Origin of the sequence: Vibrio sp. 10N.247.311.51, from assembly GCF_041467855.1 — a bacterium.
GTDB lineage: Bacteria > Pseudomonadota > Gammaproteobacteria > Enterobacterales > Vibrionaceae > Vibrio > Vibrio coralliirubri.
The window spans coordinates 20,362-41,609 of record NZ_JBFSVK010000029.1 but is presented as its reverse complement, the minus strand read 5'-3'; the positions used below and the strand labels follow the sequence as shown (position 1 = coordinate 41,609).

The following is a 21,248-nucleotide window of genomic DNA, read 5'->3' as shown; positions in this document are numbered from 1 at the left end:
GCTTTGAATGAAGAAGATGTTTCCAAAAGCGGCGTTGTGTGCGATTGCTCTTGGCCTACTAGCTGGCTGTGCGGGTGAAGAAGACACCGTAATCATGGCTCCAGTACCAACGGTAAACAGCGAGTTCACTCCTAGTCAGGAGTGGTCTACGTCGGTTGGTGATGGTGTTGGTCACTACTTTTCAAAACTAACGCCAGAATTGGCTTACGACAAAGTGTTTGTTGCAAGCCGTGAAGGTATGGTTAAAGCGCTTGATCCTGATACAGGTAAAGCGCTGTGGAAAGTCGATCTTGAGAAAGACGTACTGGCTCGTTTATCAGGCGGCCTAACGGCGGCTTACGGTAAAGTATTTGTTGGTTCTGAAAATGGCGAAGTGATCGCACTGGAAGAATCGACCGGTGAAGAGCTGTGGCGTGTATCAGTGAATGGCGAGGTGCTTGCATCCCCAGCAACTGATAGCAACATGGTCATTGTTCATACCAGTCGCGGTATGTTGATCGCGTTAGATCAAGCAAGCGGCGAACAAAAATGGACCATCAGTACGGAAGTACCAAGCCTAACACTTCGTGGCGATAGCTCGCCTGTTGCGGTTTCTGGTGGTGTATTCTGGGGTACAGCAAATGGTCGTCTAGCTGCGGCTATCGTTGATCGTGGTCAGCTTATTTGGCAACAGCCAGTAGGCACGCCAAAAGGCGCAACGGAAATTGATCGTTTGGTTGATGTTGATGCATCTCCAATTGTTCTTGGTGGCACCCTATATACCGTAGGTATCAATGGTCAGCTGATTGCTATCGATCTTCGTTCTGGTAAGCCAGTTTGGAAACGTAACTACTCATCAGCGATTGATTTAGCAAGTGATGGTAGCCGTTTGTTCGTTGTTACCGACAAAGACCATGTGGTTGCGGTTGATGCGCGTAGTGGTACTGAACTTTGGAGCACTCCATTGTTAGAAAACCGCTTACTGACAGCACCTGCTATTATTAATGGTTATGTAGTCGTGGGTGACACTGAAGGTTATCTGCACTGGTTAGATCGTTCATCGGGTGAGTTTGTTGCTCAACAGCTTGTCGATGATAGCGGCTTTGCGGTTGCACCAATTGAACTGCCTGAAGGCTACTTAGTGACGACTCGCAATGGCGATGTAAAGAAACTAACGATTAGCCAATAAAAGCGTGATATAATTCACAGTCGGCTCCTGGTTGGTAACAGCCAGGAGCCGTTTTGTTGTTAAAAATTAATAAACCGTGTGGTTATAGGTAAGAGTTTAAACTTGCGAACAAGTGCTTACCTATAACTACATTTAGAGAAGAAATTGTAGAGGTTGTTATGGTACCTGTTGTTGCTCTAGTAGGGCGTCCGAACGTAGGTAAATCTACGTTATTTAACCGATTGACTCGAACTCGTGATGCATTGGTTGCGGATTTCCCTGGCTTAACGCGTGACCGTAAATACGGTCATGCTCATTTTAGCGAGCATGACTTTATTGTTATTGACACTGGCGGTATCGACGGTACTGAAGAAGGTGTTGAAACTAAAATGGCTGAACAGTCGCTAGCGGCGATTGATGAAGCTGATGTCGTTCTATTTATGGTAGATGGCCGTGCGGGTCTAACACCTTCAGACGTGGCGATTGCTAAGCACCTACGTCAACTAGAAAAGCCTTCAATGCTAGTAGTAAACAAGGTTGATGGTATCGACCCTGATGCTGCAAGTGCTGACTTCTGGCAACTAGGCGTAGAAGACATGTACCAAATCGCTGCGGCGCATGGTCGTGGTGTTACTGCACTTATTGACCTTGCTCTTAACCCATTCGCAGAAGCGCTAAAAGCTGAGAATGGCGAAGTAAGCGATTTAACTGAGTTTGAAGACGAAGAAGAAGAGCAGGTTGAATTTACAGAAGAAGAAGCTGAAGCAGAATTCAAGCGTCTTCAAGATCAACCGATCAAACTAGCGATCATTGGCCGTCCTAACGTAGGTAAATCAACGCTAACGAACCGTATTCTTGGTGAAGAGCGTGTGGTTGTTTACGATATGCCAGGTACGACTCGTGACTCTATCTACATCCCAATGCAGCGTGATGAGCGTGAATACGTTCTCATCGATACTGCGGGTGTTCGTCGTCGTAAAAACATCAACGAAACAGTAGAGAAGTTCTCAGTGGTTAAAACACTGAAAGCGATTGAAGATGCTAACGTTGTACTGCTGCTTATCGATGCTCGCGAAAACATCTCTGATCAAGATCTAAGCTTGCTAGGCTTTGCGTTGAACGCTGGTCGTTCAATTGTTATTGCCGTAAACAAGTGGGATGGCCTAGATAACGACGTTAAAGAACGCGTTAAGAAAGAGCTAGACCGTCGCTTAGGCTTCGTTGATTTCGCACGTATTCACTTTATCTCTGCACTTCACGGTACAGGTGTTGGTCACTTGTTTGAGTCTGTACAAGAAGCTTACAAGTCAGCGACGACTCGTGTTGGTACTTCTGTTCTAACTCGTATTATGAAGATGGCGACTGATGATCACCAACCGCCTATGGTTCGTGGCCGTCGTGTGAAACTGAAATACGCGCACGCTGGTGGCTACAACCCACCGATTATCGTTATCCACGGTAACCAAGTTCGTAACTTGCCAGATTCATACAAACGATTCTTGATGAACTACTACCGTCGTTCACTAGAAATTATGGGTACACCTATTCGCATTCAATTCCAGAACAGCGAGAACCCATTTGAAGCTAAGACTAACAAGCTGACAATTTCTCAAGAACGTAAACGTAAACGTATGATGAGTATGGTTAAAGGTCGTAAGTAAACCTTTCCAATAGATTTGATACCCGAGCCTGTCTCGGGTATTTTTTTAAGCAAAATTCACGTTAAACCATAACAATACGTTTTTATCATCATGGCTCAACGAATCAGACTAGATTCCAAAAGAAGAACGATATGACTACTAGCGATTTGATTACACCTGCGTCAGCAATCACACCAACCATCACTCAATTTTGTCATCAGGCTTGGCTGCTCAACGCAAAGGCGCTGCATGTTGAAAGTGACGGCAGCAAAACTTACCTGATCACCGACGTAACACCTTTCCACCCTGTGAGTCATATTTGGCCAGATCACCCTGCAGACCAAGGCTTTGTGAATGTTGGTGACGTGCAATATCCCGTTGAAGACTGTCTTGTTGGTGCAATAGAACAATCTACTGGCAAGCTTCATATCGCAGCAGATATCCCTGTTAAGCGTGATACAGAAGGGTGGGCGTTTGTGGTTGCCCACCAGCTACCTGCATCTGCTTCTATGATTAACGTTAACGACGAAGTCGTGTTGTCGGTTGATAAAGAGTACCAAGCCAGTTTGAGCCGTGGTCACAGTGCTGGCCACATCGCTTTCCTAGCTTTGAATAAAGTATTGGCTGAGAGCTACTGGCGTAAAGATGCGGATAGAAAAGATCCGCTTGGCAGTTACGACTTCAATAGCTACGCACAAGTGACGAGCTTTGTGACTCCAGAGCTGTGTACCGATAAGTATCGTTTAGGCAAAACCCTGAAGAAGCGCGGTTTGAACGTTGCAGACATGCTAGCAAATCTTGATGGCATTGAAGCTGATATCAACCAGATGATTTCGGACTGGCTTGCAGAGCCGACGCCAGTTGCGATGCGACTGGAAGGCGAGGCATTAACAGACTCTCGCTATTGGGAATGGCAGTTGGATGCAGACACTTTAGTGTCTATTCCGTGTGGTGGTACTCATATTGAGAACACCTCAGAGCTTAAGGCATTGTCCGTTAAGTTAACCCAGTTAGATGACCAGCATATTGAAATGCTGACGCATGTAATTCGATGATTTAGACTACAGATCGAAATGGCTTATGCTGTTTATTTTGTTTTTACATGTCACTTTTAATGTAAATGACTATTTAAAATTGAAATGCAGCACATGTAACTTATGCTTTCGGTATGTGGTGATATAAATATTCTTTTTGGGGTAGATCGCTGATCAAAATAGATAAAGCGAAAGATCAACCTATGATCTTCGATTGTGTGTCGTACTAATTTAGTGTGTTATTATTAACCAATAACAAGCTTGCATAAGAACAAGCTGTACCCGATTACACAATTGAAAGCCTTAGTGAATGGAACAACAATTTTTATTAGAAGGCCATCGAGCCGTCAATAGTTTGCTGCGCAAGCTTGCGCTTGGGATGGATCGCAAAGATTTAAATCACAAGATTATTCAGCTTACCGAGCAGCTTTTTGGGCAGCGCATGGCTTCAATTCTACTGCTCAACTCAGAGTCTAAAACGTTACACCTTGAATATGCCCCAAACCTGCCTGATTTTTACAATCAACAGATAGAAGGGGTAGGAATTGGTGCGGGGATAGGCTCTTGTGGCGAGGCAGCTGCGCTTAAGAAAGCAGTGATGGTCTCCAACATAAATGCACACCCAAACTGGGCACCTTTTCTGGCCCTCACCAATCAAGCGAATCTGCATGCCTGTTGGTCGGTCCCCATTATCTCGTCGCGCGGTAATGTGTTGGGTACCTTCGCTATTTATAGCCAGTACATCTCTGAACCACATGAATTTGAGCTCGAGACCTTAGAGCTACTGGCTTCCCTGTATTCGGTAGCACTAGAGAAGTTTGAGCTGGAGAACCAGCTAAACTTTTTCGCTAATCGAGATTCTTTAACCCATTGCTTGAATCGTCGTGCACTGTTCAATGAAGCCGAAAAAGTCTTGGCTAAGCGATGTTTTTCAGAAAAGGTGATGGCGTGTCTGTTTGTGGATGTCGATAAGTTCAAATCAATAAATGATACCTATGGCCACAGTTTCGGTGACGATGTGCTGTTGGCGGTTGCCGAAGTTCTTGATGAGGCAACCACAGCATGTGCCAAGATAGGGCGTTATGGTGGCGATGAGTTTGTGGTGTTCTCATGTTTTGATGATCAAGAAAGCGTTGTTAGCTTCTACCACAGCTTAGAGAAAGCACTGCAACAAGCGCTTTATATCAATGATGTGCAGTTCTCAGTGAGTGTTGGGTTGTCTTGTGAGAAAGATCCTCAAGGATTAGACCAGTTGATCGCACAAGCTGATAAGAACATGTATCAAATCAAGCAAGCCAAGTCTCAGCAGTAGTAGATTGTAAAAATAGTCGTAAATTAGGAAGTGCTAATGAGTGAAAATATCTGCCCTAAGTGCCAGTCTGAGCTAGCTTGGGATGGCAAGTATCACTGTGAAAGTTGTCAGGCTCACTTTACTAAAGTTGGGTTTTGCCCTGAGTGCAGCAGCCAACTTGAGAAGCTTCAAGCTTGTGGTGCGGCGAGCTATTTTTGCAACGGTGATTGCAACGAGTTGAAATCTAAATCGAGAGTAAAATTCGAATTTCAACCAGCGGAATAGCCTTAAACTGCATGGTTTGAACGACCATCGGTGACGTTATACCAGAGACTCAATACTAGGGCGTGTTGACCTTTCGCGGTTAAATTTTGTTCGAGATAAAAGCGTTTTAATCGCGGCGAGGGAGAAGTAGCCTAGTCATTCTAAGCAAATCTCCCTCAACAAAGAGTAAAACGCTTTTAGCCGAACCCTTCGGGCAGCGTTTGCTGGTCATTTCTACTACGTTATCGGCTTCTCATGTAGGCTAGCTACACATCAAAGCCTCTGCCTTGTATAAATACCCAGCAACTCGCTGCAAAAATCAGCTCGAAAGATCAACATGCCCTAAAGTGTTGGGTCTTTTTTATATCTGAAGAACAGGAATGTGTCATCTTGGTTCATTCCCACTGTCACTGCACCAGTATGAAACATAGTTACATGATTGCTATGCACTCTATTGGTGTGAATTTCTTTTAAATTCTATTAATACAATTACTTATAAATAATTTCGTTGGTTCATAAGTTTGGCACTCTTCTTGTAACTCTGTAATTGAATAACAAAAATACAATTATGGAGTAATATCATGAACAAGGTGTTCAATTTATCGCTAGCTGCACTGTGTACAACACTTTCATTTTCTTCTGCAACGGTGTTTGCTGCTGATGAGACCATCAAGGTCGGTGTTCTACACTCACTCTCTGGCACCATGGCGATCAGTGAGACAACGCTAAAAGATACCGTGCTAATGCTCATCGAAGAGCAGAACAAAAAGGGCGGTTTGCTTGGTAAGAAGCTAGAGCCTGTCGTGGTTGACCCTGCGTCAAACTGGCCGCTATTTGCTGAGAAAGCGCGTGAGCTTATCGAAAAAGAGAAAGTGGATGTGGTGTTCGGTGGTTGGACGTCGGTATCACGTAAATCCATGCTACCTGTCTTTGAAGAACTCAACAGCATCCTTTTCTACCCAGTACAGTATGAAGGTGAAGAGTCTTCTAAAAACGTTTTCTACACCGGTGCCGCGCCAAACCAACAAGCGATCCCAGCAGTGGATTACTTGATGGAAGAGCTTGAAGTTGAGCGTTGGGTACTTGCAGGTACCGATTACGTTTACCCACGTACTACCAATAAGATCTTAGAAGCCTACTTAAAAGATAAAGGTGTCGCAGAAGAAGACATCATGATCAACTACACGCCATTTGGTCACTCTGATTGGCAATCTATCGTTTCAGACATCAAAAAGTTCGGCGAAGCAGGCAAGAAAACCGCTGTGGTTTCTACTGTAAACGGCGATGCGAACGTACCTTTCTATAAAGAGCTAGGCGCTCAAGGCATTTCATCTGAAGACATCCCAGTTATTGCATTCTCTGTTGGTGAAGAAGAACTGTCAGGCATGGACACAGAACCATTGGTTGGTCATCTAGCGGCATGGAACTACTTCATGAGTGTTGATACTGAAGCTAATGAAGAGTTCGTTGAAACGTGGCAGTCGTTCATCAAGAGTGAAAAGCGTGTCACCAATGACCCAATGGAAGCGCACTATGTTGGCTTCAATATGTGGGCTCAAGCGGTCACTAATGCGGGCACAACCGATCCTGAATCTGTGCAAGATGCCTTGATTGGCGTGTCTGTACCTAACCTTTCTGGCGGCTACTCTACCATGCTGCCAAACCACCACATTACTAAACCAGTCCTGATCGGTGAAATCCAAGACGATGGTCAATTCGATATCGTTTGGGAAACCACAGGTCTCGTTGCGGGTGATGCTTGGTCGAGTTACTTACCTGAATCGGCAAAACTGTTCTCTAGCTGGTCGAAGCCATTCTCATGTGGTGCGTTTAACGTCGAAACCAAGAAGTGTTCTGGCGGTAACTAGATCCATGAATATGAGCCTTTTCTTTAGCGAACCTAGCTAAGGAAAGGCTCATTACTTTCAGGTAACAATAATTATCCACGTATCCATCAAGCAAAAATAACAATATCTAGCTCGATGGATTAAGGAAGCAGGGATGAAAAACGTATTGAACGTATTTAAGGCGCTGTTGCTCATGGCAGTCAGTGCTCAGTTGGCTTTTGCGGGAATAACGGATGAAGCTAGCTTTACCAAGGCGCTAGTTGGTAAGAAAACATCGGATAAAGAATTAGCTATTGATTGGGTGATTGAGACGCAAACGGATGATGTGTCGAAACCTATTCTGGATGGTTGGTTAAACGGAAACCTTTACTATTTTGGTGATAAACAGAGCGAGCAGTATAAACAACTCTACCTCATTCAAAGCATCAAAACAGCGACGTCAGCTCAGTCAGTATGGGATGATTCAACGCTGAATATCGAGAATGCGAGACAGTTTAAAAAGGTTCGCGTGAATAACAAACTTCGCGGGATCTTGCGCGGGGAAATTGCTTCTATTGGACTGAACAGCAGTAACCCTGATGTGCGTTATAAAGCTGTTTTGGATCTGTTAGGGACCAAAGACGCTGACATCATTGAACGCATAGCTGAACTCAGAGCCAACGAATCAGAGGGCAAAGTGGCAGAGCTGATGGACCTCTCATTGTCTATTTATAGCTCCCTTGATAGAAGCGCAACCATTGAAGATCGAGTCACTTCGATTGAGCGAGTTGGTGACTTCAAACACTCGGTCGTTCTGAAAACACTTAATCAACTACTGAACAGTGAGCAAGATCCAAGCATTACCGCTGCAGCAGAACGTGCGATGGATAGCTATCAACAAAGCCAAGCACTCTATTCGGGTGTAGAAACAGTATTCTTCGGTTTGAGCTTAGGCTCGGTATTGGTACTGGCAGGCATTGGCTTAGCGATTACCTTTGGTGTGATGGGCGTTATCAACATGGCTCATGGCGAGCTGATCATGATTGGCGCTTATACCACCTACGTATTGCAGTTGTTGATGCCGAATCATATTGGCCTAGCGCTGATACTTTCCATTCCAGCGGCATTCATTGTTTCTGGCTTAGTGGGCATTGCGATTGAGCGAAGTGTGATTCGTCATCTTTATGGTCGCCCATTGGAAACCTTACTCGCGACCTTTGGTATTAGCTTAATTTTGCAGCAGGCTGTTCGTTCTATTTTCTCTCCTTTGAACCGCTCAGTGAGCACGCCTGAATGGATGTCTGGAGCACTTCAATTGAACCCAATGTTGTCCCTGACCTACAACCGCCTTTACATCATTCTCTTCTGTGGTTTGGTGTTTATGGGCTTATTAATGGTTCTGAAAAAGACACCACTAGGTTTGCAGGTTCGTGCGGTTTCTCAAAACCGTGGCATGGCTCGTGCGATGGGTATTCGTTCAGAGCGAGTTGATGCGATGACCTTCGGTTTAGGCTCTGGCGTTGCGGGTGTTGCAGGCGTGGCACTGTCTCAACTGACCAACGTTGGCCCTAATATGGGACAGGCGTACATCATCGACTCATTCATGGTGGTGGTATTCGGCGGTGTTGGCAACCTATGGGGCACGCTAGTGGCAGGCTTAAGCCTTGGTCTGTTCAACAAGATTTTAGAACCATGGGCTGGTGCGGTTCTCGCCAAGATTCTGGTACTGGTTTTCATCATTCTATTTATTCAAAAACGCCCACGCGGACTCTTCCCGCAACGTGGTCGTGCGGCTGAAGGTTAAGGACAACATCATGCAGTCAAAATCATTTGTACTTTCGGCAATGCGTGGTGACAAAGGTGGCCAACTGACCATCCTTGCCATTCTTGCGGCCGTCATTCTTATCCCACTGGCTAACACCATGTTACCAAGTGGACACCCGCTCCATGTAGAGACTTTTACTATCTCACTAATGGGCAAATATCTGAGCTACGCAATGTTGGCGTTGGCACTCGATCTTGTGTGGGGCTACCTTGGAATACTGAGCCTCGGCCACGGCGCTTTCTTTGCGCTTGGCGGTTATGCTATGGGCATGTACTTAATGCGTCAGATTGGTGACCGTGGGGTTTATGGTGATCCAATCTTGCCTGACTTTATGGTGTTCCTTGATTGGTCGGCGTTGCCGTGGTTTTGGCAAGGTTTTGATCAGTTCTGGTTTGCTTGTCTGATGGTGGTGTTGGTGCCGGGCGCATTGGCTTACTTGTTCGGTTATTTAGCTTTCCGCTCTCGTGTGTCCGGGGTGTATCTTTCTATCATGACTCAGGCGTTAACTTACGCATTGATGCTGGCATTTTTCCGCAACGAAATGGGCTTTGGTGGCAACAACGGACTGACGGATTTCAAAGACATCATCGGTCTGAGTTTACAGAGTGATGCGGTCAAGATTGGTCTGTTTGTTGCGACTGGTATTGCGCTAATCCTCAGCTACATCGCGTGTCGCATGGTGGTGACCAGTCGATTAGGTCGTGTGGCATTAGCGATTCGTGATACGGAATCACGCACTCGCTTTATGGGCTATGACGTCGATGGCATCAAGCTGTGGGTCTTCGTGCTTTCAGCGGTTATCGCGGGTATTGCTGGGGCTTTATATGTTCCTCAAGTTGGCATCATTAATCCGGGAGAATTTGCTCCTCTTAACTCGATTGAGATTGTGGTTTGGGTTGCCTTAGGCGGTCGTGCCACTCTGTTTGGCGCCATTGTCGGGGCATTGATCATCAACTACGCCAAGAGCTGGTTTACGGTTGAATTCCCGGAGGTGTGGCTGTTTGCTCTGGGTGGACTATTCGTACTCTCAACCATGTACTTCCCACAAGGTGTGATTGGCTTTGTTAGTGAAAGGTGGCAGCAGCTGCGCAAGGCATCAAATGGGAAAAACCAAGATAAAGATAAGGATGATCAGCATAAGGCCAAGGAGGTGATCGCATGACCACATTTAATAGCGTAAAGGAATCGGTTCAGGCGTTCACTCGTCGAGACGAAGTCTTTGATTACCTCAAACCCGATATTCATCCTGCCATCGATACTCGACATAACGTGCTGTTGTATGTCGAAGGCGTCAACAAAAGCTTTGATGGTTTCCAAGCGATAAACGACCTCAACCTCTACATCAAAGAGGGAGAGCTACGCTGCATTATCGGTCCTAATGGCGCAGGTAAAACCACCATGATGGACATCATCACAGGGAAAACTAAGCCGGACACTGGCGAGGTGTGGTTGGGTTCGAACATCAACTTATTGAAGAAGAATGAAGCTGAAATTGCCAATGCAGGCGTTGGGCGTAAATTCCAAAAACCGACCGTGATTGAGTGTTTAACTGTGTGGCAGAACCTTGAATTAGCCATGGCCGGTGACCGTTCAGTGTGGGCAACTTTCACTGCTGTGATGTCTGGTGAACAGAAAGACAAACTGACCTCTGTGCTTGAGTTGATTCATTTAAAAGACGAAGCGGCGAATTTGGCAGGTAACCTGTCTCACGGTCAGAAACAGTGGTTAGAGATAGGCATGTTATTGATGCAAAACCCTAGGCTATTGCTGGTGGATGAACCCGTTGCAGGCATGACTCACCAAGAGATGGACCGTACCTCTGAGTTACTCAATTCTCTGGCAGGCAAGCACTCAGTGGTCGTGGTTGAACACGATATGGATTTCGTTCGTTCTATCGCAAGCCATGTCACCGTGCTTCATCAAGGTCATGTGTTGGCTGAAGGCACTATGGATCAAGTGCAGGCTCACCCTGAAGTTAAACAAGTTTATCTCGGAGAATAGGATGTTAGAGGTTAAATCAGTTAATCAATATTACGGTGAGAGCCACACGCTGTGGGATTTGGATATGCAGATCCCTGAAGGCAAGTGCACAGTGTTAATGGGACGAAACGGTGTCGGTAAAACGACGTTGCTGCAATGCATCATGGGGCTAGTTAAGGTCGAGAGCGGTGACATTTCGTTATCGGGCGAGTCGCTTTTGAAAACCGATGCTGAAGATCGTGCTCGCCAAGGCATCGGTTATGTGCCGCAAGGTCGTCAGATCTTTCCTATGCTCACGGTTCAAGAAAACCTAGAAGTAGGTTTGCCAGTTCGAGAAAAGGGCGACCGTAAGATCCCAGAGTTCATCTTCGATATATTCCCAGTGTTAAAAGAGATGCTGCATCGTCGCGGTGGTGATTTATCTGGTGGTCAGCAGCAGCAACTCGCGATTGGGCGTGCGCTGGTGGTTAATCCAAAACTGTTGATCTTGGATGAACCGACAGAAGGTATTCAGCCCAATATCGTGCAAGAGATTGGTGACATCATTCGTATGCTCAACGAGAAGATGGGACTCACAGTCCTGCTTGTTGAACAGAAGCTGCCATTTGCGAGAAAGGTCGGTGACCGATTTTGCATTCTCGACCGTGGTCGTCAGGTAGCAGAAGGTGAAATGAAAGGGCTCAATGAGTCTTTGATTAAGGAGTACCTAACCGTATGAGCTCTCTATATTCTTCGAGTGAAGCTATAAATACTTCTTTAGCGGGAGTGTTGTCTCTGAATGAGACCATCGAACAAGATATCCGAGACGGTTGGCAAGCGAGCTTAAACCTCACTTTTGTCGACCGCGGTGATAAAACCGTATTAAAGAATCGTCAGCAGTCTGGTCCGCTTGCGGTGCAGCGTCCCTTGTATCCTGATGGGGAAACGTGTCACACCTACTTACTTCATCCCCCCGGCGGAGTGGTAGGTGGTGACACACTTAATATTGAAGCGACCATCGAAAGCGGTGCGCATGCGTTGATCACTACACCCGGTGCGACCAAGTTTTATCGCTCAAACAACAAGTACGCCAAGCAGAAGCAGACCTTACGAGTGAAGAAAGATGCTCGCTTGGAATGGATGCCGCAAGAGAACATCTTTTTCCCGAATGCACACGTTCGTTTAGACACTGAAATTCGCCTAGAAAAGGGTGCACAATTTTGGGGTTGGGAGATGCACTGTTTTGGACGCCCTGCACAGAATGAGGGATTCGAGCATGGTCACCTCGTTGGGAAAACAGAAATCTATCTTGATAATCAAAGGCTTCTGACTGAAGGTTTTAATTTTCATGGTGGCGATAAGTTAATGATAAATATGGGGTTACTTGATTATTCAATGATGGGAACCTTTTATATCACCTCAAATGAGAAGCAAGATTTAGAGTTGGTACAGAGCTTGCTCTTATCTATTACACAGCAAGCTTCACAGCAATCAGTTACATCAAAACCGTCGAGTGAACCCACATTAATATTGGGTGCGACTCAGATAGAAGGATTGATTGTGGTGCGAGCCTTGGGTAATTGGAGTGAAGACATCCTCCAGGCCTTTGGTCAGATATGGCAAGCAACTCGCTCTCATTTATGTGGTACGACTCCTGATTTACCAAGGATTTGGGCGACTTAGCGATTAGCCCTATTTGTACCGGGGGCGCCTTCCGGCCCTCGGTACATTTTTTCAAGCTTGCTGTGATTGAATCCCACTTACTGCTCATGCGTTTTGAGCAATAAGAAAACAACACTAACAGCGGGCGGCTAAATGGAATTAACACCAAGAGAAAAAGATAAGCTACTTATCTTCTGCGCAGGAATGCTGGCACAGCAGCGCAAACAAAAAGGCTTAAAACTCAACTACCCAGAATCTATTGCGCTGATCAGCAGTGCCATTCTTGAAGGTGCCCGTGAGGGTAAAACCGTTTCAGAATTAATGGATTTTGGACGCACACTTCTTACTGTCGATGACGTTATGGAGGGGATCCCTTCCATGATCCCTGATGTACAAGTCGAAGCCACTTTTCCTGATGGCACCAAGCTGGTGACCGTTCATGAACCTATCGTGTAGGGAGAAGTAATATGGCTGGTTCCACAAAACAATACTCAGGATTCGTTCCCGGAAAAGTAGAAACCGCACCGGGTGACATCACTCTCAATGAAGGCCGTGACACAACGTCCGTTAAGGTTCAAAACATTGGCGATCGTCCTGTTCAAATTGGCTCTCATTACCACTTCTATGAAGCAAACCCATCACTGATCTTTAACCGAGAAGCTACTAAAGGCTTTCGACTCAATATTCCTGCTGGTACTGCAACCCGCTTTGAGCCGGGTCAGTCGCGCAGCGTCGAATTAGTGCGTTACGCCGGTAAGTTAGAGATCTATGGCTTCCAAGGAAAGGTGATGGGCAAGCTCTAAGCGCTCCCACGGAATAATGAAAATAACAAAGGATTGAACATGGCGACGATATCCAGACAGGCTTATGCCGAAATGTTTGGGCCAACAGTCGGTGACCGAGTGCGTCTTGCTGACACTGATTTATGGCTAGAAGTTGAAAAGGATTACACCGTATACGGCGACGAAGTGAAGTTTGGCGGCGGTAAAGTGATTCGTGATGGACAAGGGCAAAGCCAACGTCCAAGTGCCGAAACTCCAGATTTGGTGATCACTAATGCGATTGTGTTGGATTACTGGGGCATCGTAAAAGCCGATGTCGCCATCAAAGATGGTCGAGTTCAGGCATTGGGTAAAGCGGGCAACCCAGATGTTCAACCGGGCGTTGATATTGTGATTGGCCCGGGCACGGAGATTTTAGCCGGTGAAGGTTCAATTCTGACTGCTGGTGGCATTGATTCACACATCCACTTTATTTGCCCACAACAGATTGAAGAAGCACTGGCATCAGGTGTGACAACCATGATCGGTGGTGGCACGGGGCCAAATACGGGCACCAACGCGACCACATGTACGCCGGGGCCTTGGAACATGCACCGCATGCTGGAGTCACTCGATCAATTCCCGATGAACTTTGGTTTGTTAGGCAAAGGCAATGCAAGTCAGCCTGAAGCATTGCGTGAGCAAGTCGCTGCAGGCGCAGTGGGTTTGAAGTTGCACGAAGATTGGGGAACAACCCCCGCTTCCATCGATGCTTGTTTAAGTGTTGCTGACGAAATGGACGTACAAGTCGCGATTCATACCGATACCTTGAATGAGTCTGGCTTCGTTGAATCGACACTTGGCGCAATTGGCGACCGCGTGATTCATACCTACCACACTGAAGGTGCGGGCGGTGGTCATGCTCCCGACATTATCCGTGCGGCAGGCGAACCTAACGTTCTGCCTTCATCGACTAACCCAACACGACCTTACACGGTCAATACGGTCGATGAGCATTTAGACATGTTGATGGTGTGTCATCACCTTTCACCATCGATTGCCGAAGATGTCGCGTTTGCTGAATCTCGTATCCGCCGTGAAACCATTGCCGCAGAAGACATTCTTCATGACTTGGGCGCGTTCTCGATGATCGCCTCGGATTCTCAAGCTATGGGGCGTGTAGGCGAGGTAGTAACACGTACTTGGCAAACCGCGCATAAGATGAAAGTGCAGCGTGGTAGCCTAAAAGAAGATTCAGACTACAGCGATAACTTCCGTTTAAGACGTTATGTCGCTAAGTACACCATCAACCCTGCGATCACTCATGGTATATCTCATGAAATCGGTTCGATCGAAGCCGGGAAATTAGCTGACCTAGTTCTATGGAAGCCAGCCTTCTTTGGCGTGAAACCAAGCGTGATTTTGAAAGGCGGCATGATCGCCATGGCACCGATGGGTGACCCAAATGCTTCAATCCCAACACCTCAGCCAGTTCACTATCGCTCTATGTTTGGTAGCTACGGCAAGGCGTGTCAGAACACATCAATGTTGTTTGTTTCCAAGGAAGCTAAGGCGCAGAACATCGACAAACAGTTGGGTCTGCAGAGCTTGATTGGTGTTGTCAGCAACTGCCGAAATATCAGCAAAGCCGACATGAAACTCAATGATTGGATGCCGAAGATTGAGGTCGACTCTCAGACGTACCAAGTGCGCGCCGATGGTGAATTACTGACGTGTGAGCCTGCTGAAGAGCTGCCAATGGCACAGCGGTACTTTCTATTCTAAGCCTTTGACTAAAGAATCTTATTTTAGTGACCCTATTTTGAACGTTATAAATCTCACAAGGAGATTGAGGTAATAGCATGATTGAACTGACTCAACTGAATACTCAAATACAAAATGCACCGGACGGCTACTTAAGCCTGCCGATCGATAGCCGCATCAAAAGCCGCCTTAAGGTGATGCTAGATGACGGGCGCAATGCCGGCCTCTTTCTACCACGAGGTCATATCTTGCGTGGTGGCGAACAACTCTCAAGTGAATGCGGTTTAGTCGTAGAAGTGAAAGCGGCACCGGAAACCGTTTCGACTGTTTATTGTGAAGACCCACACTTGCTAACGCGAGTGGCGTATCACCTTGGCAACCGTCATGTTCCGCTGCAAGTGGAAGCGGGTTGGGTTCGTTACCAACACGACCATGTTTTGGATGAAATGGTTGAAGGCTTAGGCGCGAAAGTGACCACCGAGAAACAACCGTTTGAACCAGAAGGTGGCGCTTATGGCGGTCGCTCTGGTGGGCATCATCACCATCATTAATGACTCACTAAACGATTTATATAACAACAAATATTAATAACGATAAACGCAAGGAACTCGCGATGAACTTTAAAACAGCTGCTGGCTTATGCACTTTCACAATAGCTTCTCTAACAACATCAACATTGGCTTTCGCTCACCCAGGACATGGAGCGCACTCAGTTCATGAGTCTCACTCATTTATGTCTGGCTTAACTCACCCTGTGACAGGTATGGATCACTTGATCATGCTGATCGCTTTTGGCCTATTAATTGGCGCACTTTCATTTTCCACCAAGACAAAAGCCGCTCTGATTGGCGGTGGGTTGGCGTCTTTGGTGGTAGGACTCATCGCAGGCCAAGCCTTGGGCTTCTCTGTGATTGTTGAACCTGCAATCATCGCTTCTCTATTCGTTGTTAGCTTATGTTTATGGCACGTGTTTTCACCATCGACTAAGCGTGTGAACAGTGTATTAGCAGCTTCGATTGGCATGTTGTTTTTCCATGGTTATGCGCATGGCGTTGAAGCGGCAAGTAACCTAACTCAGTTTGCAGCAGGCATGAGCATCACTGCTTTGGCTCTGATGGTTATCGGTACATTGGTTGGCCGCGCGGTTTACTCTAAATGGATGTCGGTTGGTGTGGCTTCAGCAAGCGCATTATTACTGTTAGGCGCGTAAGCTCTCGAACTTATTTGATTCTAGAAGACTGAGGGCACGGTTATGACCACAACAGAAAATGTCGCCATCTATCGTCTGTTTCAATTGATCAGTCCGTCATTGCCAATTGGTGGGTTCACTTACTCGCAAGGCTTAGAGTTAGCGGTTGAAGCGGGGTGGGTGACCGATCGCAACAGTATGGAACAGTGGCTCAATACCATCGTCAGTTCCAGTGTCGCGACTTTGGAATTGCCCATCTTAGAGCGTCTTTACCACGCTCTAGAAAAGGGTGAACTCGATGAGATTGAGCACTGGTGTAACTACCTGTACTCAAGCCGTGAAACCAGTGAATTGCGGGCGGAAGAGAAGCAACGTGGGCAGGCATTGAATACTTTGTTGAAGCGCTTAGATATCGATATTTCACTGGTGGACTCTGTTGATAGTCACCCAAACCAATTGTTGGGTATGTGTATGGCAGCCCAGTATTGGGGCATTGATTTAGAAAGCCTCAAGCAAGGTTACTTATGGAGTTGGCTTGAAAATATCGTTACTGCAGGCGTGAAACTGGTGCCTTTAGGGCAAACCGACGGGCAGTTGGCATTGATTAATATCACCAACACCTTTCCTGAGGTGATCGAAAAGGCCCACGCGATAGAAGATTGGATGGTAGGCAGCTTTTCGCCATCAATGGCATTAGCAAGTTCACTGCACGAAACACAATACACACGACTATTTCGTTCGTAGCGGTCAGCTCGAACGGTGTAGTAAAAAGAATATAAGGAAGTAGACAATGGAAAGTTATAAGCAACCCCTTCGAATTGGTATTGGCGGCCCGGTAGGGTCTGGTAAAACAGCGTTGTTAGAGGTGCTATGTAAGGCGATTCGCGACAAGCTCAACATTGCCGTGGTAACCAACGACATCTACACCCAAGAAGACGCAAAGATACTCACGCGAGCAGAAGCGCTAGAACCGGATCGTATCATTGGTGTTGAAACGGGTGGCTGTCCGCACACGGCGATCCGTGAAGATGCGTCGATGAACTTAGCTGCGGTAGAAGAGCTCGCTAAGCTGCACAAAAACCTCGATGTGGTATTCGTCGAAAGCGGTGGCGACAACCTCAGTGCCACGTTCAGCCCTGAGTTAGCCGACCTGACCATCTACGTGATTGATGTAGCGGAGGGGGAGAAGATCCCACGTAAAGGCGGGCCGGGTATTACGCGTTCTGATCTGCTAGTCATCAACAAGATCGATTTAGCACCATATGTGGGCGCGTCACTTGAAGTGATGGAGCAAGACACTCAACGCATGCGACCAACCAAGCCATACGTGTTCACTAACCTAAAAGAGAGCCAAGGTTTAGATTTCATCATCAACTTTATTGTGACGGAAGGGATGCTCACCATGAAGGAGCCTTCTGCTACTGAGTAGAGTTTGAATTTCAAAACCATTAGATAGAACAAAGCCCTGTCGATTATCGATAGGGCTTTCTGGTTTTAAATGATTTTCAACGTTCTAGTCGAACCTAAAGCTCACTCTTAACGACTTTTGTTGTCACTTGCGATTCAATCACACCGTCTTCAACTTGGGTGGTGATCACTTCGCCCACCTCAACATCGTTAATCGATGACACAGTCTTGCTCGATGCGGAATGGGTAATGCTGTAACCACGCTTTAGCGTTGCCAGCGGGCTCACTGTTTCTAACTTCTCGGCAGCCATGGCTAGCTGGTGGCGAGTGGTCAGTAATGTTTTATCCATCGCATCCAATAGTTTTTGCTCTGAACGTTGTAGATGCAGTTTTTGTTCACCAAGGCGTTTCACTGGCGAGTTCAGCTGAAGCTGGTGCTGTTTGCGCTCAACACGCTGTGCATGCTGCTTTAGGTATTGAGTCATACCGCGACGCAAACGCATGTCTAGGTCATCAAGCTGCTGACTCTGCTTTTGCAGTTGGTAGCTCGGGTGTTGTTTCTCTAAGCGGTATTTCAACGTTTGAGTGGATTGTGCTTGTTTGATTAACACATGACGAATCGCACTGACTAAGCGAGCACGTTTAGAGGCATAAGCTTGCTCTTTATGACTGTTGTCACGGCTAACCAATTCTGCAGCTGCTGACGGCGTTGGAGCACGCATATCTGCGACGAAATCAGCGATAGTGACGTCAACTTCGTGGCCAACTGCGCTGATAATCGGGATCTGGCTTGCTGCAATTGTGCGAGCAACGATCTCGTTATTAAAGCACCATAAGTCTTCTAATGAACCGCCGCCACGACCCACGATCAACACATCACACTCATTGCGTTCGTTAGCTCGTCCTATCGCTTGAGCAATCTGAATTGCCGCCTCTTCGCCTTGAACCATGGTCGGGTAAACCACAACAGGCAATGAAGGATCGCGTCTTTTCAGTACATCAAGAATATCAAACAGCGCAGCGCCGGTTTTCGAGGTGATAACGCCAACGCGCTTTGGGTGTTCAGGAAGCGGTTGCTTACTCGATTGAGCAAAAAGGCCTTCAGCGGCAAGGTTCATCTTCAGCTTTTCAAACTCTTGCTGAAGCTTACCGTCACCTTCTGGCTGCATGCTTTCAATGATCAGTTGATAGTCACCGCGTGGCTCATAAAGAGACAGACGGGCTTTGACTAAAACTTGATTACCATTCTGGGGCTTAAAGGTGACACGGCGGTTATTGCCACGAAACATGGCGCACTTAACTTGAGCGCGAGAGTCTTTAAGCGTGAGGTACCAGTGACCAGATACAGGTGCAGAGAAGTTTGAGATTTCACCAACGAGCCAGACTATTCCCATTTCGTTTTCTAATAGGAGACGAACCTCTGAGTTGAGGCGAGAAACAGTAAAGATGTTTGGATTAGTCATAGAAGCACTATCTTTCCTTGAAGGAAGGTCTTTCTTGGAATCTCACAGGGCGTGAGTATGGAAGATAGCGGCAATATAATACATAGCAAGGGGGTAAATGCAAATTAAAAATACAAAAATGTGTAGCCAAGCGATTTCGTTGGCCGTATAATCCGTCCGCAATATCTAATCCAAATGCAGTTTGATTTTCCTTAATTGGCTGCCCTCATTAGGCGAAACGATGAGATTGGATTGTTTCTTTTTACTCCTATTATTGTGAGATATTGCAAATGCTAAGAATTGCCAAAGAAGCGCTGACATTCGACGACGTACTGCTAGTGCCAGCACACTCCACCGTTCTCCCTAATACAGCTGATCTTCGCACTCAGCTGACGAAGAATATTTCCCTAAACATCCCAATGATATCTGCATCGATGGATACTGTGACAGAAGCTCGCCTAGCGATTGCACTGGCACAAGAAGGCGGAATAGGCTTCATTCACAAGAACATGTCTATTGAACAGCAAGCTGAAATGGTTCGCCAGGTTAAAATTTACGAAGCAGGTGTGGTTTCTCACCCAGTAACTGTAAGCCCTGACGCGACAATCGCTGATGTTGTAGCCCTTACCCAAAAACACGGCTTTGCCGGTTTCCCTGTTGTTACTGAAACAAACGAACTTGTTGGTATTATTACCGGCCGTGACGTTCGCTTTGTTACTGACCTTTCTAAGAAAGTTGATGTAGTAATGACACCTAAAGCTCGCCTTGCTTCTGTTAAAGAAGGTGCAACTCGTGAAGAAGTTCAAGAGAAAATGCACGAAGCGCGTGTTGAAAAAGTTCTTGTTGTAAATGATGACTTCCAACTTACTGGAATGATCACTGCAAAAGATTTCCACAAAGCAGAACGTAAACCAAACGCTTGTAAAGATGAGCGCGGCAGCCTACGTGTAGGTGCAGCTGTTGGTGCTGGTGCTGGTAACGAAGAGCGCGTTGCTGCTCTGGTTGAAGCTGGCGTAGACGTTCTACTTATCGACTCTTCACACGGTCACTCTGAAGGCGTACTTAACCGTATCCGCGAAACTCGCGCTGCATACCCTGATCTACAAATCATCGGTGGTAACGTAGCAACTGGCGCTGGCGCTCGTGCTCTTATCGAAGCGGGTGTTAGTGCGGTTAAAGTAGGTATCGGCCCGGGTTCAATCTGTACAACTCGTATCGTTACTGGTGTTGGTGTTCCTCAAGTAACAGCAATCGCAGACGCAGCTGAAGTAGCTAACGAATACGGTATTCCAGTAATCGCAGATGGCGGTATCCGCTTCTCTGGCGATATCTGTAAAGCTATCGTTGCTGGCGCATCTTGTGTGATGGTTGGTTCAATGTTCGCGGGTACTGAAGAAGCTCCGGGTGAAGTTATTCTTTACAACGGTCGTTCTTACAAGTCTTACCGTGGTATGGGTTCTCTTGGCGCTATGTCTCAAGGTTCTTCTGACCGTTACTTCCAATCTGACAATGCTGCAGACAAGCTTGTTCCAGAAGGTATTGAAGGTCGTATCGCATACAAAGGTCGTCTAAAAGAGATCGTTCACCAACAGATGGGCGGTCTACGCTCAAGCATGGGCCTAACGGGTTCTGCAACTGTTGAAGACATGCGTACTAAAGCTGAGTTTGTTCGTATCTCTGGTGCGGGCATGAAAGAATCTCACGTACACGATGTTCAAATCACGAAAGAAGCACCTAACTACCGTTTAGGTTAATAATACGTCCAAACGTTTGAATAATGTGCTGATTTAGTCGGCACATTAATATACCAATCGTAGTAAATAACTGGTCATCCTAGCTTGTTAAAAACCTCGATAACTTCGTTAGAATTTTTGATTGTAGAATAACTACTTATCAGAAAATCCTGCCTCGTTCTCAAGCTTTTTTCCTGCGCTATTCCTGAACACTTACTTACTGTGATTGGTATTATATCTACCGCCTGTTTTGTTAAAAGTCCGATTTTCTCAAAACACGGGATTTAAGATATCTAACGAAAAC

General features: G+C 46.4%; 20 protein-coding genes. 19 read left to right on the top strand and 1 reads right to left on the bottom strand.

The genetic code is table 11. The features are described 5' to 3' along the window. Nucleotides 1-7: 7 nt before the first annotated feature. The 18 genes from bamB (at nt 8) to ureG (ending at nt 17,791) form a co-directional block, all read left to right on the top strand. Nucleotides 8-1,168, top strand: coding sequence for an outer membrane protein assembly factor BamB (gene bamB / locus AB6E85_RS21040; protein ID WP_048608131.1), 1,161 nt, complete (start codon nt 8-10; stop codon nt 1,166-1,168). A gap of 158 nt (nt 1,169-1,326) precedes the next feature. Continuing rightward, nucleotides 1,327-2,808, top strand: a complete 1,482-nt coding sequence (gene der, locus AB6E85_RS21035; RefSeq protein WP_017062511.1) for a ribosome biogenesis GTPase Der — start codon at nt 1,327-1,329, stop codon at nt 2,806-2,808. A gap of 131 nt (nt 2,809-2,939) precedes the next feature. Then, nucleotides 2,940-3,842: an alanyl-tRNA editing protein gene (locus AB6E85_RS21030; RefSeq protein ID WP_372144095.1), complete on the top strand. Its 903-nt coding sequence runs from the start codon at nt 2,940-2,942 to the stop codon at nt 3,840-3,842. 289 nt (nt 3,843-4,131) lie between these two features. Next, a complete protein-coding gene (locus tag AB6E85_RS21025; protein WP_372144093.1) occupies nt 4,132-5,133 on the top strand; it encodes a diguanylate cyclase in 1,002 nt (333 codons plus the stop codon). A gap of 36 nt (nt 5,134-5,169) precedes the next feature. Next, nucleotides 5,170-5,397 carry a zinc ribbon domain-containing protein gene (locus AB6E85_RS21020; protein WP_017056199.1) on the top strand — a complete coding sequence of 76 codons (228 nt, stop codon included), beginning with the start codon at nt 5,170-5,172 and terminating at the stop codon, nt 5,395-5,397. Between the two features lie 560 nt (nt 5,398-5,957). Next, complete coding sequence (urtA, locus tag AB6E85_RS21015) at nt 5,958-7,244, top strand: urea ABC transporter substrate-binding protein (RefSeq protein ID WP_004735113.1); 1,287 nt, start codon at nt 5,958-5,960, stop codon at nt 7,242-7,244. Between the two features lie 133 nt (nt 7,245-7,377). Next, the gene (urtB, locus tag AB6E85_RS21010) at nt 7,378-9,006 is read left to right on the top strand and encodes an urea ABC transporter permease subunit UrtB (protein ID WP_372144091.1); all 1,629 of its coding nucleotides are present in this window, start codon (nt 7,378-7,380) and stop codon (nt 9,004-9,006) included. A 10-nt stretch (nt 9,007-9,016) separates the two neighbouring features. Beyond that, a complete protein-coding gene (urtC, locus tag AB6E85_RS21005; protein WP_052879462.1) occupies nt 9,017-10,189 on the top strand; it encodes an urea ABC transporter permease subunit UrtC in 1,173 nt (390 codons plus the stop codon). After that, complete coding sequence (gene urtD / locus AB6E85_RS21000; RefSeq protein ID WP_052879463.1) at nt 10,186-11,028, top strand: urea ABC transporter ATP-binding protein UrtD; 843 nt, start codon at nt 10,186-10,188, stop codon at nt 11,026-11,028. Before urtC ends, urtD begins: the two co-directional genes overlap by 4 nt. 1 nt (nt 11,029) lies before the next feature. Next, entirely contained in the window at nt 11,030-11,725 is a 696-nt protein-coding gene (urtE, locus tag AB6E85_RS20995; RefSeq protein WP_372144088.1) for an urea ABC transporter ATP-binding subunit UrtE, read from the top strand. Then, the gene (locus AB6E85_RS20990; protein ID WP_372144086.1) at nt 11,722-12,669 is read left to right on the top strand and encodes an urease accessory protein UreD; all 948 of its coding nucleotides are present in this window, start codon (nt 11,722-11,724) and stop codon (nt 12,667-12,669) included. Before urtE ends, AB6E85_RS20990 begins: the two co-directional genes overlap by 4 nt. Before the next feature lie 132 nt (nt 12,670-12,801). Continuing rightward, nucleotides 12,802-13,104: an urease subunit gamma gene (gene ureA, locus AB6E85_RS20985; RefSeq protein WP_004735119.1), complete on the top strand. Its 303-nt coding sequence runs from the start codon at nt 12,802-12,804 to the stop codon at nt 13,102-13,104. Between the two features lie 11 nt (nt 13,105-13,115). Then, nucleotides 13,116-13,451: an urease subunit beta gene (locus AB6E85_RS20980; protein WP_017087875.1), complete on the top strand. Its 336-nt coding sequence runs from the start codon at nt 13,116-13,118 to the stop codon at nt 13,449-13,451. A gap of 39 nt (nt 13,452-13,490) precedes the next feature. Continuing rightward, the gene (gene ureC / locus AB6E85_RS20975; protein WP_372144084.1) at nt 13,491-15,194 is read left to right on the top strand and encodes an urease subunit alpha; all 1,704 of its coding nucleotides are present in this window, start codon (nt 13,491-13,493) and stop codon (nt 15,192-15,194) included. Nucleotides 15,195-15,271: 77 nt separating this feature from the next. Next, nucleotides 15,272-15,724, top strand: a complete 453-nt coding sequence (gene ureE / locus AB6E85_RS20970) for an urease accessory protein UreE (protein ID WP_048614367.1) — start codon at nt 15,272-15,274, stop codon at nt 15,722-15,724. 62 nt (nt 15,725-15,786) lie between these two features. Beyond that, a complete protein-coding gene (locus AB6E85_RS20965) occupies nt 15,787-16,383 on the top strand; it encodes a HupE/UreJ family protein (protein ID WP_372144082.1) in 597 nt (198 codons plus the stop codon). A 42-nt stretch (nt 16,384-16,425) separates the two neighbouring features. Next, nucleotides 16,426-17,106, top strand: coding sequence for an urease accessory protein UreF (locus AB6E85_RS20960; RefSeq protein WP_372144080.1), 681 nt, complete (start codon nt 16,426-16,428; stop codon nt 17,104-17,106). Between the two features lie 46 nt (nt 17,107-17,152). Further along, nucleotides 17,153-17,791, top strand: a complete 639-nt coding sequence (gene ureG, locus AB6E85_RS20955) for an urease accessory protein UreG (protein ID WP_048614361.1) — start codon at nt 17,153-17,155, stop codon at nt 17,789-17,791. A 94-nt stretch (nt 17,792-17,885) separates the two neighbouring features. Here the strand turns inward: ureG and xseA are convergent, their stop codons facing one another. Next, on the bottom strand, nt 17,886-19,232 hold the full coding sequence (xseA, locus tag AB6E85_RS20950; RefSeq protein WP_372144078.1) for an exodeoxyribonuclease VII large subunit: 1,347 nt from the start codon (nt 19,230-19,232) through the stop codon (nt 17,886-17,888). A gap of 269 nt (nt 19,233-19,501) precedes the next feature. Between xseA and guaB the strand changes: the two genes are divergently transcribed. Further along, nucleotides 19,502-20,965, top strand: coding sequence for an IMP dehydrogenase (gene guaB / locus AB6E85_RS20945; RefSeq protein ID WP_017062496.1), 1,464 nt, complete (start codon nt 19,502-19,504; stop codon nt 20,963-20,965). The last annotated feature ends 283 nt before the right edge of the window (nt 20,966-21,248 follow it).

Bases quoted from the DNA above. Each gene is read 5' to 3' on its own strand.
- bamB (WP_048608131.1), top strand. From the start codon at position 8: ATGAAGAAGATGTTTCCAAAAGCGGCGTTGTGTGCGATTGCTCTTGGC.
- der (WP_017062511.1), top strand. From the start codon at position 1,327: ATGGTACCTGTTGTTGCTCTAGTAGGGCGTCCGAACGTAGGTAAATCT.
- AB6E85_RS21030 (WP_372144095.1), top strand. From the start codon at position 2,940: ATGACTACTAGCGATTTGATTACACCTGCGTCAGCAATCACACCAACC.
- AB6E85_RS21025 (WP_372144093.1), top strand. From the start codon at position 4,132: ATGGAACAACAATTTTTATTAGAAGGCCATCGAGCCGTCAATAGTTTG.
- AB6E85_RS21020 (WP_017056199.1), top strand. From the start codon at position 5,170: ATGAGTGAAAATATCTGCCCTAAGTGCCAGTCTGAGCTAGCTTGGGAT.
- urtA (WP_004735113.1), top strand. From the start codon at position 5,958: ATGAACAAGGTGTTCAATTTATCGCTAGCTGCACTGTGTACAACACTT.
- urtB (WP_372144091.1), top strand. From the start codon at position 7,378: ATGAAAAACGTATTGAACGTATTTAAGGCGCTGTTGCTCATGGCAGTC.
- urtC (WP_052879462.1), top strand. From the start codon at position 9,017: ATGCAGTCAAAATCATTTGTACTTTCGGCAATGCGTGGTGACAAAGGT.
- urtD (WP_052879463.1), top strand. From the start codon at position 10,186: ATGACCACATTTAATAGCGTAAAGGAATCGGTTCAGGCGTTCACTCGT.
- urtE (WP_372144088.1), top strand. From the start codon at position 11,030: ATGTTAGAGGTTAAATCAGTTAATCAATATTACGGTGAGAGCCACACG.
- AB6E85_RS20990 (WP_372144086.1), top strand. From the start codon at position 11,722: ATGAGCTCTCTATATTCTTCGAGTGAAGCTATAAATACTTCTTTAGCG.
- ureA (WP_004735119.1), top strand. From the start codon at position 12,802: ATGGAATTAACACCAAGAGAAAAAGATAAGCTACTTATCTTCTGCGCA.
- AB6E85_RS20980 (WP_017087875.1), top strand. From the start codon at position 13,116: ATGGCTGGTTCCACAAAACAATACTCAGGATTCGTTCCCGGAAAAGTA.
- ureC (WP_372144084.1), top strand. From the start codon at position 13,491: ATGGCGACGATATCCAGACAGGCTTATGCCGAAATGTTTGGGCCAACA.
- ureE (WP_048614367.1), top strand. From the start codon at position 15,272: ATGATTGAACTGACTCAACTGAATACTCAAATACAAAATGCACCGGAC.
- AB6E85_RS20965 (WP_372144082.1), top strand. From the start codon at position 15,787: ATGAACTTTAAAACAGCTGCTGGCTTATGCACTTTCACAATAGCTTCT.
- AB6E85_RS20960 (WP_372144080.1), top strand. From the start codon at position 16,426: ATGACCACAACAGAAAATGTCGCCATCTATCGTCTGTTTCAATTGATC.
- ureG (WP_048614361.1), top strand. From the start codon at position 17,153: ATGGAAAGTTATAAGCAACCCCTTCGAATTGGTATTGGCGGCCCGGTA.
- xseA (WP_372144078.1), bottom strand. From the start codon at position 19,232: ATGACTAATCCAAACATCTTTACTGTTTCTCGCCTCAACTCAGAGGTT.
- guaB (WP_017062496.1), top strand. From the start codon at position 19,502: ATGCTAAGAATTGCCAAAGAAGCGCTGACATTCGACGACGTACTGCTA.